The following is a 13,244-nucleotide window of genomic DNA, read 5'->3' on the forward strand; positions in this document are numbered from 1 at the left end:
TGACCCGGGCAGTCCACGTGTGCGTAGTGACGGTTAGCCGTCTCGTACTCAACGTGCGAGGTGTTGATCGTGATGCCGCGGGCTTTTTCTTCCGGTGCAGCGTCGATGTCGGCATAGGCCTTGGCGGTGGCGCCACCGGCCTTGGCCAGCGTGATGGTGATCGCAGCCGTCAGCGTGGTCTTGCCATGGTCAACGTGACCGATGGTGCCGATGTTGCAGTGCGGCTTAGTGCGTTCGAACTTTTCCTTGGCCATGGCCAAACTCCTGTGGCCCGGGTCCAATGCGGAGGGGCGCTCTGCTCAGTTCATAAAACCTGGAGCGGGTAGCGGGAATCGAACCCGCGTATTCAGCTTGGAAGGCTGCTGCACTACCATTGTGCTATACCCGCGCGAAGAATGCGTTGCCCCAACCTTGGTGGCTGGCGTTTCCGCACCCGATTTCCGTTGAAGCTTCCGGTCCTGTGGCTCGGCCATTGTTAGCGCGTGGTGGGGGAAGAAGGACTCGAACCTTCGAAGCTTTCGCAGGGGATTTACAGTCCCCCCCCTTTGCCACTCGGGACATTCCCCCAGCGCGCTTAACAATGTGCCGACCAGGATTTGCTGAAAGCCGGTTATTCAACCAGATAACAACAAAAGCCTTCGCTGTCGGGCGACGCCTGTATTAGGAGAGCGCCTTCACCGAAAGCCCATGGCCTCGTCGGAGGCCGTCTTATAGTGTCCCCTTTTTCAGAACGCAACGACCGAAAACCGTGAAAAAACAATCTTTCCAAAGACGCGACGAAAAGGGTGCCTCGCGGGGTAATTCCTCGCACAATCAAGCACCTAAATTCCAGTCTGAGGGTAGAAAATCGCCCAAACAGGCGATCAACGCAGACAATTTTCTTTGGGGCCGTCACCCGGTTTTAGCCGCTTTGGCCAATCCGGCACGCCGTGGAACGGGTCGACTCATCGTCACAGCCGACCGTGCAGAGGAAATTGAGTCGCAGAATCTGTCCCACGGGCACAGAATCGAAGTCGTTGATTCCCATGAATTGAATCGAATTCTCCCCCCAGGCGCCGTCCATCAGGGCTTCGTCTTCAAATGTCAGCCTCTCGAAGGCGTCTCTCTCGAGGATTTGGCCGAACCGGCTGAAGGGATTCTGGTCATGCTGGACCAGTTGACCGATACGCAAAACGTCGGTGCCATCTTCCGCTCGGCCCTCGCCTTTGGTGCGCGCGGTATAATTGTGCAGGATCGCCACGCCCCTGCCCTTGCCGGTCCATTGGCCAAGGCTTCGGTCGGCGCGACCGAGCGTCTGCCGCATGCCCGCGTCACCAACCTGTCCCGCGCACTTGAAAAGCTGAACGATATGGGATGGCGTGCCATCGCTATGGACGGTGCTGCCGAACTGACGCTGGAACAGGCGCTGGACGAACGTCCTACCGTCATCGTCATGGGCTCCGAAGGCGACGGCGTGCGTCGTCTGGTGACCGAGCACTGCGAGGCCATCGCCAAAATCCCGATGCCGGGTGGTTTTGAATCGCTGAACGTCTCCAACGCCGCAGCGATTGCCCTTTACGAAGCGTCACGCGCCCAAAAGCGCAAAGCCTAATCTCTGGCTTAATATAAGGGCCGATCTGGCACCCCATCGGGTTCAGCCAGATCGGCCCTTATATATTATCAAAGTCGTGCCCCAGATTTGGCTGAACCACAGAAGGTCGCGCCAATGTCCGACACCGCCCTCGCACCATATTTTCGCATGTGGCGCCTCAAGGCCGCTGGCACAGCTATCGCGACACCCACAGCCATCCTGCAACCCGTAATATGCCCTGACGGTCGGGACGCGATGTTGCGCCTCGCGACCGCCGTCGCCGATGATGAAGACTGCACCACCAGTGGCGCAGATCTATTGCAAGCATGGAACGGACACGCAGCCGCACAGGTCTATGCGCGCAAAGGCCATGCCTTGCTGATCGAAAGCGCGGTCGGCACAGACAGCCTGATCGACATGGCCCAAAGCGGCAACGACGCGGCAGCAACACAGATATTATGCGACACCGCTGCTCGCCTGCACGCACACACAATCGCACCGCCTTCTTCGCTCATACCTCTGGAGCAGTGGTTTCGTTCGCTGATTAGCCCCAACCATACGGGGCTATTGGCCACCTGCGCCCAAGCCGCCAAACGGCTATTCGATCAAAGCGGTCAGCCTGTGCCCCTGCATGGCGATCTCCATCATGGCAATGTGCTCGACTTCGGATCACGCGGCTGGCTGGCCATTGACCCCAAGGGACTGCTGGGTGATCGGGCCTTTGAATATGCGGTGATGTTCACCAATCCCGATCTGGCCGCACCCGATCACCCTGTCGCCGTTGGCGCGTTCGAGCGACGCTTTATGCAAATCAGCGAGGCCTCAAATCTGCCCGCCCGCTCGCTGCGTGACTGGATCATTGCTGGCGCGGGCCTTTCCGCCGCCTGGTTCATGGAAGACGACAGCCCGCTTGGCACCATCCCGCTGGATATCGCCGCCCGCGCCCTGAGGCTCGACCTGCCCGCATAGCCAAACCACTTCGTTGAATTAGCCGGTTTTACTGCGGCAACTTGGCGCAGCCGCCGGTCAGGTTTAGGCTGTCCGTATGGACTTCCTCTCCTCTCCCGAATTTATGAGTCAGTTGATCGCCCTTGGGCAGGTCATGCTGATGGACCTTGTGCTGGCTGGCGATAATGCGGTCGCAGTGGGTCTTGCCGCCGCCGCCCTGCCGCAGGAACAACGCCGCCGGGCCATTTTGATTGGCCTCGGCTTTGCGGTCATCCTGCGTATCGGCTTTGCCCTGATTACCATTCAGCTTCTGGCCATTATCGGCCTGCTGATGGCGGGGGGCTTCCTGCTTCTGTGGGTGTGCTGGAAGATGTGGCGCGAACTGCGCGAACAATCGACCCACGATCAGGCCGAAGCCCAGCACGAACTGGAACTGGCCCAGAGCATCGAACACGGCACCGGCCCCTCGCCAGAAGCCCTCGGCCTGAAGCGCAAGACCTTTGGTGCCGCCCTTACCCAGATCATCATCGCCGATGTCGCCATGTCGCTGGACAATGTGCTGGCCGTCGCCGGTGCGGCGCATGAACATCCGTGGATCATGGTGTTCGGCCTTGTTCTGTCCATCGCCCTGATGGGTGTGGCCGCAACCTATATTGCCAAAATTCTGCATCGTTATAGCTGGATCGGCTATATCGGTCTGGTCGTCGTGCTTTATGTGGCCCTGCACATGATCTGGGACGGTGGCCGTCAGGTCGTTGTCCGTACCGGCAATACCGAGACGTTCAATATGCGTGTGCCGGACTTCATGGACATCAGCCCCGCCGAGGTGGCAAAACACAGCCGACATGCCGCAAATGCCCCGCCGCCGGTAAACCTACCGGCACAGGCTGCGGCGACCGATCTTCAAGTGGAGCCTGCCTCGTGACTGTTTCTGCAATTACCGTTCAAGACGCCAAGGCCCTGCTGGATGCCGATGAAGCCATCATGATCGATGTGCGCGAGCAGGATGAATGGGATGCCGCCCGTATCGGCGGCACCATCTTTGCGCCCCTCAGCCAGATGCCACAGGCATGGGACGCTCTGGACCTGCCGCAAGGCAAGACCGTGATCGTCCAGTGCAAGTCGGGCGGTCGCAGCGGCCGCGTCTGCGAATTCGTCGGCCCCTCCGCCAAGGACGGCCAACCCGTCGTCAATCTGGCCGGCGGCATCCTCGCCTGGGCCGAGGCCGGATACCCGATCATCCAAGGCTGATCCCGACAAACAAAAAGCCCTCGCAGAGCATCCTCTGCGGGGGCTTTTTTTATTGTGCGTGTCAGATGCCGCGCAACCAGCCGGTAATAGATATCCGCTCGCCGCCCGCTGACAGCGCAACCTGTGTCACCGAATGGGGAGACGGCACCTTTAACAGGTTCAAGGTGTTGAAACGGGGCGTAAAAGCCTCGGACACATTGCCGTCCTCGCCGTGAAAGGCCAGCAAGCCACCCCAGTCGATCCGCCAGATCGGCGTCAGGTTCAGGACATAGGCATAATAGCGATTCTTGCCTTCCGCGGCATCGCTATGCTCGGTCAAGAAATGTCCGCGACGAAAACGGGTCAACTGGGCATCAGCCATGGCAATCCGCGCCTCGCCGGTCACGTCACGCATCAGCGCCAAGAAAGTCTCGCCGTTCAGAAAATCACATACCGTCTTCCATACCGGCGGCACGCTTCCGTCCTGAACCGCATCATAAATAGGGTAGTTGTCGTACAGGTACTGGAAGTCCGAAGTCGCAGCTTGCTGGATGGCCTGCGCCAGCCCCTGTTTCTGCGGCGGGGTCAGCATGTCCAGCCATTGCTGCGACATATCCATATGGCCCGTCGTGCGTCGGCTGACGACATTATAGGTTTCGCTGTATGCGACCTGATGGAGTGCGTGCGCCGAAGCTTCGTTCAGAAATCCATCAATCTGGGTGCGACCGGTTAAGGCCAGACGCGAGCGGACATCTGCCCGCTTCTGTGCGTCGTGAGGTCCGATTAACAGTTCCATCCGTCCCTCCCCCGAGGTCGGAGACCGACGCGCGGCCTCCGTTCCTCAATGTCAGCTTTCGGCACCGCCGAAGCGTTCGGACCATTCGGCGACCATGGTGTCGTCGATCTTGTTGAACAGAACGCCTTGCGCCTCGACCTTTTGGCCCAGCGGCAGGACATTCAGGAAGTCCTCGTCCGCCTTGGGCCATGACAGGTCGGTCGAGCCAACCGATTCAGCGATCTTCGGGGCCGAAGTCGTCAGGATCGGCGCGGCCAGACGGGCAAACAGGGCCACAAGATTCAGACCCGTGCGAACACCCACAGCCGCCTGATCGCGGTCGGTCTTCAGTGCCGTCCACGGCGCAGCGAACTGTAGGTATTCGTTGCCCAGTGCCCATGCACCACGCACGGCGGCAGCGGCCTTGCGGAATTCCATAGCCTCGAAATGCTCGGTCGCCTCGGCAATGACTGCGCGCAGATCGGCTTCCAGCTTGGCCTCGACCTCACCGGCAACGCCGCCTTCAGGCACCACACCGTCGAACTTGGATTCCGTGAACTTGACGATGCGGTTGACGAAATTGCCCAGAACGTCGGCCAGGTCCTTATTGACCGCGCTCTGGAACTGTTCCCACGTAAAGGCCGCGTCCGAATGTTCCGGACCATAGGCGGTCAGGTACCAGCGCCAGAAATCGGCGGGCAGCAGCTCCAGCGCCTGATCCATAAAGACGCCGCGCTTCATCGAGGTCGAGAACTTGCCGCCGTACCAGTTCAGCCAGTTAAAGGCCTTGAGCTGGTCCACGGTCTTCCACGGTTCGCCCGAGCCGATGATGGTGGCGGGGAAGCTGACCGTGTGGAAGGCGACGTTGTCCTTGCCCATGAACTGCACATAGCGGACGTCCTCGGCACCTTCGTCCAGACGCCACCAGTCTTTCCACGTCTTGCCGTTGGCCTCGGCCCATTCCTGCGTCGCACCGATATATTCGATGGGTGCGTCGAACCACACATAGAAGACCTTGCCTTCCATGCCCGGACGCGAACCGCCATCGGGACCAATCACCGGCACGCCCCATTTCAGGTCGCGGGTGATGCCACGGTCGATCAGACCCTCATCCAAGTGCTTGTTGGCGATGGACTTGGCCAGCGGCTGCCAGCCTTGTTTGCCATCGATCCAGCCGCGAATCTTGTCCTCGATCTTGGTCTGCAACAGGTACAGGTGGCGCGTGTCGCGCACTTCCAGATTGCGGCTGCCCGAAACAGCCGAATAGGGATTGATCAGGTCCGTCGGGTCCAGCAGGCGTCCACAGCCGTCGCACTGGTCACCACGCGCTTTTTCAAAACCACAATGCGGGCAGGTGCCTTCGACATAACGGTCCGGCAGGAAGCGGCCATCGTCGATCGAATAGATCATGCGATCCACGCGCTCTTCGATCAGGCCGTTGTCTTCGAGAACCTTTGCGAAATGCTGGGTCAGGGCACGGTTCTGCGGGCCGGACGAACGGCCAAACCAGTCAAAGCTGAGGCCGAAGGCATCGGCGATCTGTTTCTGGACCTGATGCTGTTCATCGCAATAGGTCTGGACGTCCTGACCTGCCGCCGCAGCGGCCAGTTCAGCAGGCGTGCCATGCTCGTCCGTGGCGCAGATGTAGAGCACATCATGGCCTTCGGCGCGCTTGAAACGCGCCCACACATCGGCGGGCAACATCGACCCGGCCAGATTCCCAAGGTGCTTGATGCCATTGATGTAGGGCAGCGCCGAGGTGATGAGGATACGGGTCATAATGTTCCACTAGGTTAGAGTAATGCTGGGGATATAGAGAGGCTTTGCCCCTTCGTCACCCTGTGGCTTGATGGGAAGTGAGAGTGGCACGCTTGGCAACGCGGTAAAAACGCAAGCCCAGCAGCAGGCCCGAGATCAGGCTGGCCACAATCACCGCCCAGACCAGACCGTTGACGCCCAGCGAAGGGGCCAACAGGAAGCCCAGCGGGATCATCACCACGCCGTACGAAATAAAGTGCATGACCGTGGGCATGAACACATCGCCCGCCGCACGAATGGCCTGTGCCGCGACCACCTGAATGGCATCGGCCACAAAGAACAGGGTCGCCAGAGCCAGAGCCGGAGCCGCAATCGCCAGCACCGCCATATCATTCGTGTACGCGCCCGTAATCAGTCCGGCAGCAGGCCAGATCACCAGCCCGACAATAGTGGCCAGAACCGCCACCACGCCCATACCGATCCAGCCCGCGCGTTTGACGCCTTCATGGTCGCCTGCGCCATAGGCCTTGCCCACCAGTACCGCCGTCGCCGAGGACAGCCCCATCGGCAGCATGAAGACAATGGCCGAGGTGTTGATGACAATAGCCCAACCCGCCGTCTGGTTCGCACCCAGCAGACCCGCAGCCACGGTCATGGCCGAAAACGCACCGACCTCGATAAAGTTGGATGCACCGGCCCCCATGCCGACCGTAATCTGTTCGCGCTCGGCGACGCGATCGCGCGCAGGCTTTTTGAACAGTCCCCACGCCTTAACTTCCGGCATACGCAGAATATAGATGATCAGGAACACGGCCAGCGCCGTACGCGCACCAAAGGTCGCCCATGCCGATGCCGCCGCTCCATGGATGCCAAGACCCAGCAGGTCCGGCACCAGCAACAGGTTCAGACCGATATTGATGATGTTGGCGACCCACATCGCCCACATGCCGGGCTTGGGTTTGCCCAGTCCCTCAAGGAAGAACTGCGCCGCCACCGAAATCAGATAGGCGGGCATGGACAGGGCGAAGATGGTCAGCGGCAGTGCCGCGCCCTCGCCCAGTCCGTCTTCAAAGCCCAGACGCGGCAACAGGAACGGCCCGACCAGCGACAGCAGGATCATGGCCGCCACACCGATCTGTAGCGAATAGATCAGACCCCGACGCAAGACCGCGCCGACCTCGGCATGGCGACCTTCGCCGCGCATACGGGCGGTCATGACCTGCACACCCATCATCAGGCCAACCGCCGTGGTCAGGATCACCGAAGACGGTGCCCATGCCAGCGAGTGATAGGCCAGTTCCTTGGACGAGTGATGCCCCACCACGATGGCATCGGTCAGACCCATGGTCATGATGCCGATACGCGCCAGCACCACAGGCCAGGCGAGGACCATCAGGTCTTTCAAAGTTGTGCGGTGGGCTTGGCTGAACAAAGCGGGGTTCCAAAGGAAAAACTAGAATGGTCGCAAAGGCATTTTAGCCAGAGCGTGGATAACAGGTACGAAGGGCAAAACAGCAAACGACTGCTTGCCTACCACGCACCCAGTTCGCGTAACATCGAGGCCAGTTCCGGCGGGGTTTCGCCGGTATCGATCACATCCAGATCGACGGGCGCATCCTTAGGCTCCAGATAGCGCCAGCCCTGAAAGGCGCGGCGTATCGTCGGAGAGGTGCGGATCACCTGCGGAGCCAGTGTGATTTCACAGCGGCTGTCACGCCCCTCGCCCAATGTGGTGATGTCCACAATCGGCTGGCGGGCCATGATCGAACCCTTGACCACCCAGTAGAGCGATCCGCCGTCTTCCATTTCCGGCGCACGCTTGGGTGTCATGCGCGTGTGAACGACCAGTGGCACGCCCTGTGAGGCGCGCTCTTCCAGCCATTCGACGTCTGGCACGCCTACGGCGAGTTTGATCATGTGTAGCGGCATAGGTCGGCAGATAATCTTTGACTGAGGCGGGGTAAAGGCCGCCCTTAGGCTATCAGCCGGTTCGCGGCGGCGCGGGCCTCGTCGGTGACCTCGGCCCCCGACAACATGCGGGCGATTTCCTCAAGGCGGTGAACCTCGTCCAGAGGCTCGACCGTCGATGTGGTCTTGCCGCCCTTGTCGGCCTTACGGATCTTCCAGTGCGTATGACCGCACGCCGCCACCTGCGGGCTGTGTGTGACCACCAGAACCTGTGCGCCATGCGCCAGACGCTTCAGGCGACCGCCCACAGCCTCGGCCACGGCACCGCCCACGCCCTGATCGACCTCGTCAAAGATCATCACCGGCTGGATAATGTCCTCGCGGCTGGCCAGAGCCGCCTTCATCGCCAGAGCAAAGCGGGCCAGTTCGCCCCCCGAGGCCACACTGTCCAGCGGACCGAATGCTGTGCCGGTATTGGTAGAAACCTGAAAACGAATCGTCTCACGACCTTCGGGGCCACGACGCCCCTCGATCGGCTCCATCGCCACGCGGAAACGCGCCCGTTCCAGCTTGAGCGGGCCCAGTTCAGCCATGACAGCTTCGGTCAGCCGCTCGGCCGCCCCCTGCCGCGCCACGGTCAGAACCTCTGCCGCCGCATCATAGTCTTGCGCCGCCGCCGCCGCTTCGCGGCGGGCATTGGTCAGGGCTTCTTCGCTATTCTCGATGCGGCGCAGTTGCTCGCGCAGGCGCACCCGCAAGGACGGCAGGGCATCGACGGTCGTATGCAGTTTGCGCGCCGTGGCCCTCAGGGCAAACAGGCGCTCTTCGGTCTTGTCCAAGGCCCCCGGCTCGAAATCAAAGGCATCGGCGGCGGCATCCACTGCCGCAATCGCCTCCATGGCCTCGACCATGGTGCGGTCAATGGCATCAACCGCATCGGACAGGCTTTTGACGACCGGATGATCGCCCTCGATACCGGCCTGTCCCGCGCGAGTGCGGGCATGTTCGACCGCACGAAGGGCCGCGTTGAGCTTTTGCGACAGCTTGTCGCCGCCCAACTGGGTGCGGGCATCGGCCAGATCAGCCAGCGCCTTTTCCGCAGCGCCCAGCACGGCGCGATCGCCCGCCAACTCGGTTTCCTCGTTCTCGCGCGGATCGAGTGCATCCAGTTCGGCCAGATTATTCGATATTTCTTCAGCGCGACTGGCCGCATCGGCGGCTTCGGCCTGAAGTTCCGCCAGACGGCTCAAAGCGTCTTTCAGTTTTCGCGCCGTATCGGCCACCGCCGACAACTGGGGCTGCAAACCACCATAGGCATCCAGCGAGGCCCGATGGGTCTTCCAGTCCAGAAGGCCGACCGTCTCGTGCTGGCCATGCACTTCGACCAGACGCGATCCGATCTCGCGCAGAGCCGTCACGCCGACAGGTTGATCATTGATATAGGCTTTGGAACGGCCGTCCGCCGACAGAATACGGCGCAGGATCAGCTCGTCGCCCGCACGGACATCAAAGCCCTTTTCCACAATAGCGGCGATCAGTTCGGCATCGTCGGGCGTAGAAAATACCGCCGTCGCCACGGCCTGTTTTGCGCCGTGCCGAACCAGCCCTGCATCGCCCCGCGCGCCCAGCGCCAGACCCAGAGCATCCAGTATAATAGATTTACCCGCGCCGGTTTCACCGGTCAGAACGGTCAGTCCGTTCTCGACTTCCAGGTCGAGCGTATCGACGAGGACCACATCACGGATCGAAAGAGTGGTGAGCATGGATCGGTTTGATTCGCGTTATTCCAGACCACTCTAACGGAAACAGAACAAGAACACAGAGGTTTTACACCTCTGTGTTCCATAAATTTCCGAAATCAGTCGCGGTCGAATGGATTGAGACGGCTGATCCAAGACTTCTTGGCTTCAGGGGCCTGCATGCTCTCGGCACCCTGCGCACCGTCGGTCAGCAGAGCAAAGGCATCCGTGTACCACTGGCTGCCCGGGAAGTTGTGGCCCAGCACCGCAGCATTACGCACGGCCTCGTCGCGAAGACCCAGCTGCATGTTCAGCTCAACCAGACGATACAGAGCCTCTGGCGTATGCGAGGTGCGTTGGAAGGCCGGATTTTCGATCACAGCCTTATAGCGGTTCAGGGCACCGATCGGCTGGCTGTTACGCTGGTAGAAACGACCCACAGCCATTTCCTTACCGGCCAGCTGGTCATTGACCATGTCGATCTTCACGCGGGCATCGGTGGCAAACGCCGTATTCGGATAGCGGCGCTCGACATCGCGCAGACCCGCCAGAGCCGCCTCGGCATAGCCTTGGTCACGGCCCACATCGACGATGCGTTCGAAATTGCAGACCGCCTTCATATAGAAGGCATACGAGGCCGACGGATTACCCGGGAACAGCGCGATAAAGCGGTCCGCTGCGGCAATCGCCTCGTTGTAGCTGCTGTTTTGGTAATAGGCATAGACCTGCATCAGAATCGCGCGGCGCGCCCATTCCGAATAGGGGTGCTGGCGTTCGACTTCCTGGAAGTAGTCGATCGCATCGTTCCAGCGCTTGGACTGAAGACGTTGATAGCCCGTATTATACAGGGCCTCGACCGGACGTTCTTCATAGGCGAGCTTCTGGCGTGGCTTGGTTCCCGAGCAGGCCGAAAGCGTGAGTGCCAAGGCGGCAACACCCATCAGCATCATGCCAGAGCGGAAAGAACCGGAGCGAGACTTGTGAGCGGGCAAGAGCGACCTCGTAATTTTGCCAAACAGGCGATGCACCCTCTGCATCACATGTCCTTGGTGTTCTCTATAACAGCGCACAACGCGATGCCAATGCGCGGAAATCACGGAAACGCGGGTTGATGCGAGTCATTTCGCGGCCTAGAGAGCGCGCAACATATTCAGGGACCGCAAATGTGCAGGTCCTATCACGGCGAAAGGATGACCGGTCATGAAGCTGCTGGCAGGCAATTCGAACCGGACTTTGGCTCAGGCCATTGCAAACCACCTCGATGCACCTCTCACAAAGGCGGACGTCAAGCGTTTCGCCGATAACGAGGTCTTCGCCGTTATCGAGGAGAATGTGCGTGGCGAGGATGTCTTTATCATCCAGTCCACCAGCTTCCCCGCCAACGATAACCTGATGGAAATGCTGATCATGGTCGATGCGCTCCGCCGCGCCTCGGCCCGTCGCGTGACCTGTGTCATGCCGTATTTCGGCTATGCCCGTCAGGACCGTAAAACCGGTGGCCGCACGCCGATCTCGGCCAAGCTGGTAGCCAACATCATTGAACGCTCGGGTGCCGACCGTGTTCTGACCATGGACCTGCACGCCGGACAGATTCAGGGCTTCTTCGATATTCCGACCGATAATCTGGTCGCCATGCCGGTGCTGGCCCGAGACATCCGGGACACCAAACCGCGTGATTCGCTCGTCATCGTCTCGCCGGACGTCGGCGGCGTGGTCCGCGCCCGCTCTCTGGCCAACCGCCTCGACTGCGATCTGGCCATTGTCGACAAGCGCCGCCCCGAACCGGGCAAGTCCGAAGTGATGAACATCATCGGTGACGTGGCGGGTCGCAGCTGCATCCTGTTCGACGATATCGTCGATTCGGGCGGCACTCTGGTCAATGCTGCCGAGGCCCTGATCAAGCAAGGTGCCACCGAGGTATCGGCCTATATCAGCCACGGCGTCCTGTCCGGTCCGGCTGTAGAGCGCGTCAATAACGGCCCGCTGAGCGAACTGGTCATCACCGATTCGATCGAACAGCCGGCTGCGGTTATGGATTGCAACAAAATCCGCCGCGTCAGCGTTGCCCCCCTGATTGGGGAAGCCATCCGTCGCATCGCCAATGAAGAATCCGTGTCCAAGCTCTTCGATTAAGGTTCGGCTAACCATATTCGAGCGTATTGGACGGCTTCAAAGCCCCCATAAGGGGCTGCGCTGAGCGGCGCGGCCCCTTCACGTGAATATAGTAAAGGGAAGCCCGCCGATGCCACAGTTCAAGACGTGTCCGGCCCCGATGCGCGCCATAATGTCCCGTCGTGGTCTTTCGGTCGCAAGCTTGGCCGCCGCCGTTCTTCTGGCCAGTTGCTCGACACCCGAGCCGGAAGCTCCCCCGCCCCCGCCGCCTGCACCGCCGCCGGCCATTGCCCTGAACCAGAGCGTGGCCGAGGCAGCCTCGGTCTATGTCGCCTTTGTCCGCGACCTGAACACCATCAAGGCGGGCGGTTTCCAGAGTGCCGAAGAGATTCAAGCCGAACTGCGTAAAGGCGCGTCCTATGACGCCGCCCAGATGTCGCGCGGCATGATTGCCTATGGTGCCATCCTGGCCCTGCAATCGCCCGAATATCTGGCCGGTGTGCGCCAATTTGGCAGCGATCCGGTCCAGCGTCAGGAAATGGTCCGCCGAATCATCGCCGATCCGGCCTATGCCGCCACCCTGCCCGGTGCCGATGCGGCTGTCGGCCTGATGGTGCAAACCCTGATTCGCGATATCGATGCCCTGACCATGATTGCCGACGGTGTCGAAGCCGACGCCTATACGATTCAGGAGCGTAACGATCCGCGCCGTCGCTGGGCCACACAGGCCGTGGCCGACCGCAATGGTCGCCTGCAAACCGCCAAGGACCTGTCGGTGCCGCGTATGCCCTCCGCCGAGGAAAGCGCCCGCCTGCTGGCCGCGGCCCATAGCGGCTCGGGACTGGTATCGGAGCGCGCCCAGCGTGGTGCCCCCTATACGCCCGCTACGGTGAACGCTCTGGCCATTGCCGCCCTTGCTGCGCTTGGTGCAGCGGGTGAAGACGCACGGGCCAATACCGACGCCCTGACGACGGAATCCAATAACGAGTTCTGCCTGACGATGTCCAAGCTGATGCTCTATCAGTGCCTGGCCGCCGCCAAGCCGAACTATGAGGACATTTTCTGCACCGGACGCCACATCGTGCGCGATCTGGCACAGTGCACCTCGCAGTTTGCGGGACCCCGACCAACCGCTGTTCCGACAGTAACTGTTGTGTCTGATCCAAATTCCGGTACACAACCGACCGGATAAGGCGAGTTTTCG

At 60.8% G+C, this 13,244-nt stretch carries 13 protein-coding genes and 2 tRNA genes; 6 read left to right on the forward strand and 9 right to left on the reverse strand.

What is annotated here, in order from left to right:
• From FHS64_RS13345 to FHS64_RS13355, 3 genes are all read right to left on the reverse strand, one after another.
• Positions 1–254 (reverse strand): GTP-binding protein (locus tag FHS64_RS13345; protein WP_243862989.1); only part of this gene is annotated, 254 nt, incomplete at its 3' end.
• 60 nt (positions 255–314) lie between these two features.
• A tRNA-Gly gene (locus FHS64_RS13350) sits at positions 315–388 on the reverse strand.
• A 95-nt stretch (positions 389–483) separates the two neighbouring features.
• Positions 484–567, reverse strand: a tRNA-Tyr gene (locus tag FHS64_RS13355).
• Positions 568–748: 181 nt separating this feature from the next.
• On the opposite strand from FHS64_RS13355, the gene rlmB reads away from it, so the two are divergent.
• From rlmB to FHS64_RS13375, 4 genes are all read left to right on the forward strand, one after another.
• Positions 749–1,591, forward strand: coding sequence for a 23S rRNA (guanosine(2251)-2'-O)-methyltransferase RlmB (gene rlmB / locus FHS64_RS13360; RefSeq protein WP_341771160.1), 843 nt, complete (start codon positions 749–751; stop codon positions 1,589–1,591).
• 114 nt (positions 1,592–1,705) lie between these two features.
• Positions 1,706–2,539, forward strand: coding sequence for an aminoglycoside phosphotransferase family protein (locus tag FHS64_RS13365; protein ID WP_167179160.1), 834 nt, complete (start codon positions 1,706–1,708; stop codon positions 2,537–2,539).
• 76 nt (positions 2,540–2,615) lie between these two features.
• Positions 2,616–3,443, forward strand: a complete 828-nt coding sequence (locus tag FHS64_RS13370; RefSeq protein ID WP_167179162.1) for a TerC family protein — start codon at positions 2,616–2,618, stop codon at positions 3,441–3,443.
• A complete protein-coding gene (locus FHS64_RS13375) occupies positions 3,440–3,769 on the forward strand; it encodes a rhodanese-like domain-containing protein (RefSeq protein WP_167179164.1) in 330 nt (109 codons plus the stop codon). Before FHS64_RS13370 ends, FHS64_RS13375 begins: the two co-directional genes overlap by 4 nt.
• A 61-nt stretch (positions 3,770–3,830) precedes the next feature.
• On the opposite strand, the gene FHS64_RS13380 is transcribed toward FHS64_RS13375, so the two are convergent.
• The 6 genes from FHS64_RS13380 to FHS64_RS13405 form a co-directional block, all read right to left on the reverse strand.
• Positions 3,831–4,544, reverse strand: coding sequence for a 2OG-Fe(II) oxygenase (locus FHS64_RS13380; protein WP_167179166.1), 714 nt, complete (start codon positions 4,542–4,544; stop codon positions 3,831–3,833).
• A 51-nt stretch (positions 4,545–4,595) separates the two neighbouring features.
• Positions 4,596–6,302 carry a methionine--tRNA ligase gene (gene metG, locus FHS64_RS13385; protein WP_167179168.1) on the reverse strand — a complete coding sequence of 569 codons (1,707 nt, stop codon included), beginning with the start codon at positions 6,300–6,302 and terminating at the stop codon, positions 4,596–4,598.
• 55 nt (positions 6,303–6,357) lie between these two features.
• Positions 6,358–7,713 (reverse strand): MATE family efflux transporter, encoded by a 1,356-nt coding sequence (locus FHS64_RS13390; protein WP_243862990.1) that lies wholly within the window; start codon positions 7,711–7,713, stop codon positions 6,358–6,360.
• 98 nt (positions 7,714–7,811) lie between these two features.
• Positions 7,812–8,210, reverse strand: coding sequence for a DUF1489 family protein (locus tag FHS64_RS13395; protein WP_167179170.1), 399 nt, complete (start codon positions 8,208–8,210; stop codon positions 7,812–7,814).
• A gap of 44 nt (positions 8,211–8,254) precedes the next feature.
• Complete coding sequence (gene recN / locus FHS64_RS13400; protein WP_167179172.1) at positions 8,255–9,952, reverse strand: DNA repair protein RecN; 1,698 nt, start codon at positions 9,950–9,952, stop codon at positions 8,255–8,257.
• 95 nt (positions 9,953–10,047) lie between these two features.
• The gene (locus tag FHS64_RS13405) at positions 10,048–10,869 is read right to left on the reverse strand and encodes an outer membrane protein assembly factor BamD (protein ID WP_243862991.1); all 822 of its coding nucleotides are present in this window, start codon (positions 10,867–10,869) and stop codon (positions 10,048–10,050) included.
• Between the two features lie 259 nt (positions 10,870–11,128).
• Between FHS64_RS13405 and FHS64_RS13410 the strand changes: the two genes are divergently transcribed.
• Entirely contained in the window at positions 11,129–12,061 is a 933-nt protein-coding gene (locus tag FHS64_RS13410; protein ID WP_167179176.1) for a ribose-phosphate pyrophosphokinase, read from the forward strand.
• 109 nt (positions 12,062–12,170) lie between these two features.
• Positions 12,171–13,232, forward strand: a complete 1,062-nt coding sequence (locus FHS64_RS13415; protein ID WP_243862992.1) for a hypothetical protein — start codon at positions 12,171–12,173, stop codon at positions 13,230–13,232.
• The last annotated feature ends 12 nt before the right edge of the window (positions 13,233–13,244 follow it).

It is taken from the genome of Brevundimonas terrae (assembly GCF_011761985.1).
In the GTDB taxonomy this organism is placed as follows: Bacteria; Pseudomonadota; Alphaproteobacteria; order Caulobacterales; family Caulobacteraceae; genus Brevundimonas; species Brevundimonas terrae.

Excerpts from the sequence above, each read along its gene's own strand:
- FHS64_RS13365 (WP_167179160.1), top strand. The coding sequence starts at position 1,706 with ATGTCCGACACCGCCCTCGCACCATATTTTCGCATGTGGCGCCTCAAG.
- FHS64_RS13370 (WP_167179162.1), top strand. The coding sequence starts at position 2,616 with ATGGACTTCCTCTCCTCTCCCGAATTTATGAGTCAGTTGATCGCCCTT.
- FHS64_RS13380 (WP_167179166.1), bottom strand. The coding sequence starts at position 4,544 with ATGGAACTGTTAATCGGACCTCACGACGCACAGAAGCGGGCAGATGTC.
- metG (WP_167179168.1), bottom strand. The coding sequence starts at position 6,302 with ATGACCCGTATCCTCATCACCTCGGCGCTGCCCTACATCAATGGCATC.
- FHS64_RS13395 (WP_167179170.1), bottom strand. The coding sequence starts at position 8,210 with ATGCCGCTACACATGATCAAACTCGCCGTAGGCGTGCCAGACGTCGAA.
- recN (WP_167179172.1), bottom strand. The coding sequence starts at position 9,952 with ATGCTCACCACTCTTTCGATCCGTGATGTGGTCCTCGTCGATACGCTC.
- FHS64_RS13405 (WP_243862991.1), bottom strand. The coding sequence starts at position 10,869 with ATGGGTGTTGCCGCCTTGGCACTCACGCTTTCGGCCTGCTCGGGAACC.
- FHS64_RS13410 (WP_167179176.1), top strand. The coding sequence starts at position 11,129 with ATGAAGCTGCTGGCAGGCAATTCGAACCGGACTTTGGCTCAGGCCATT.
- FHS64_RS13415 (WP_243862992.1), top strand. The coding sequence starts at position 12,171 with ATGCCACAGTTCAAGACGTGTCCGGCCCCGATGCGCGCCATAATGTCC.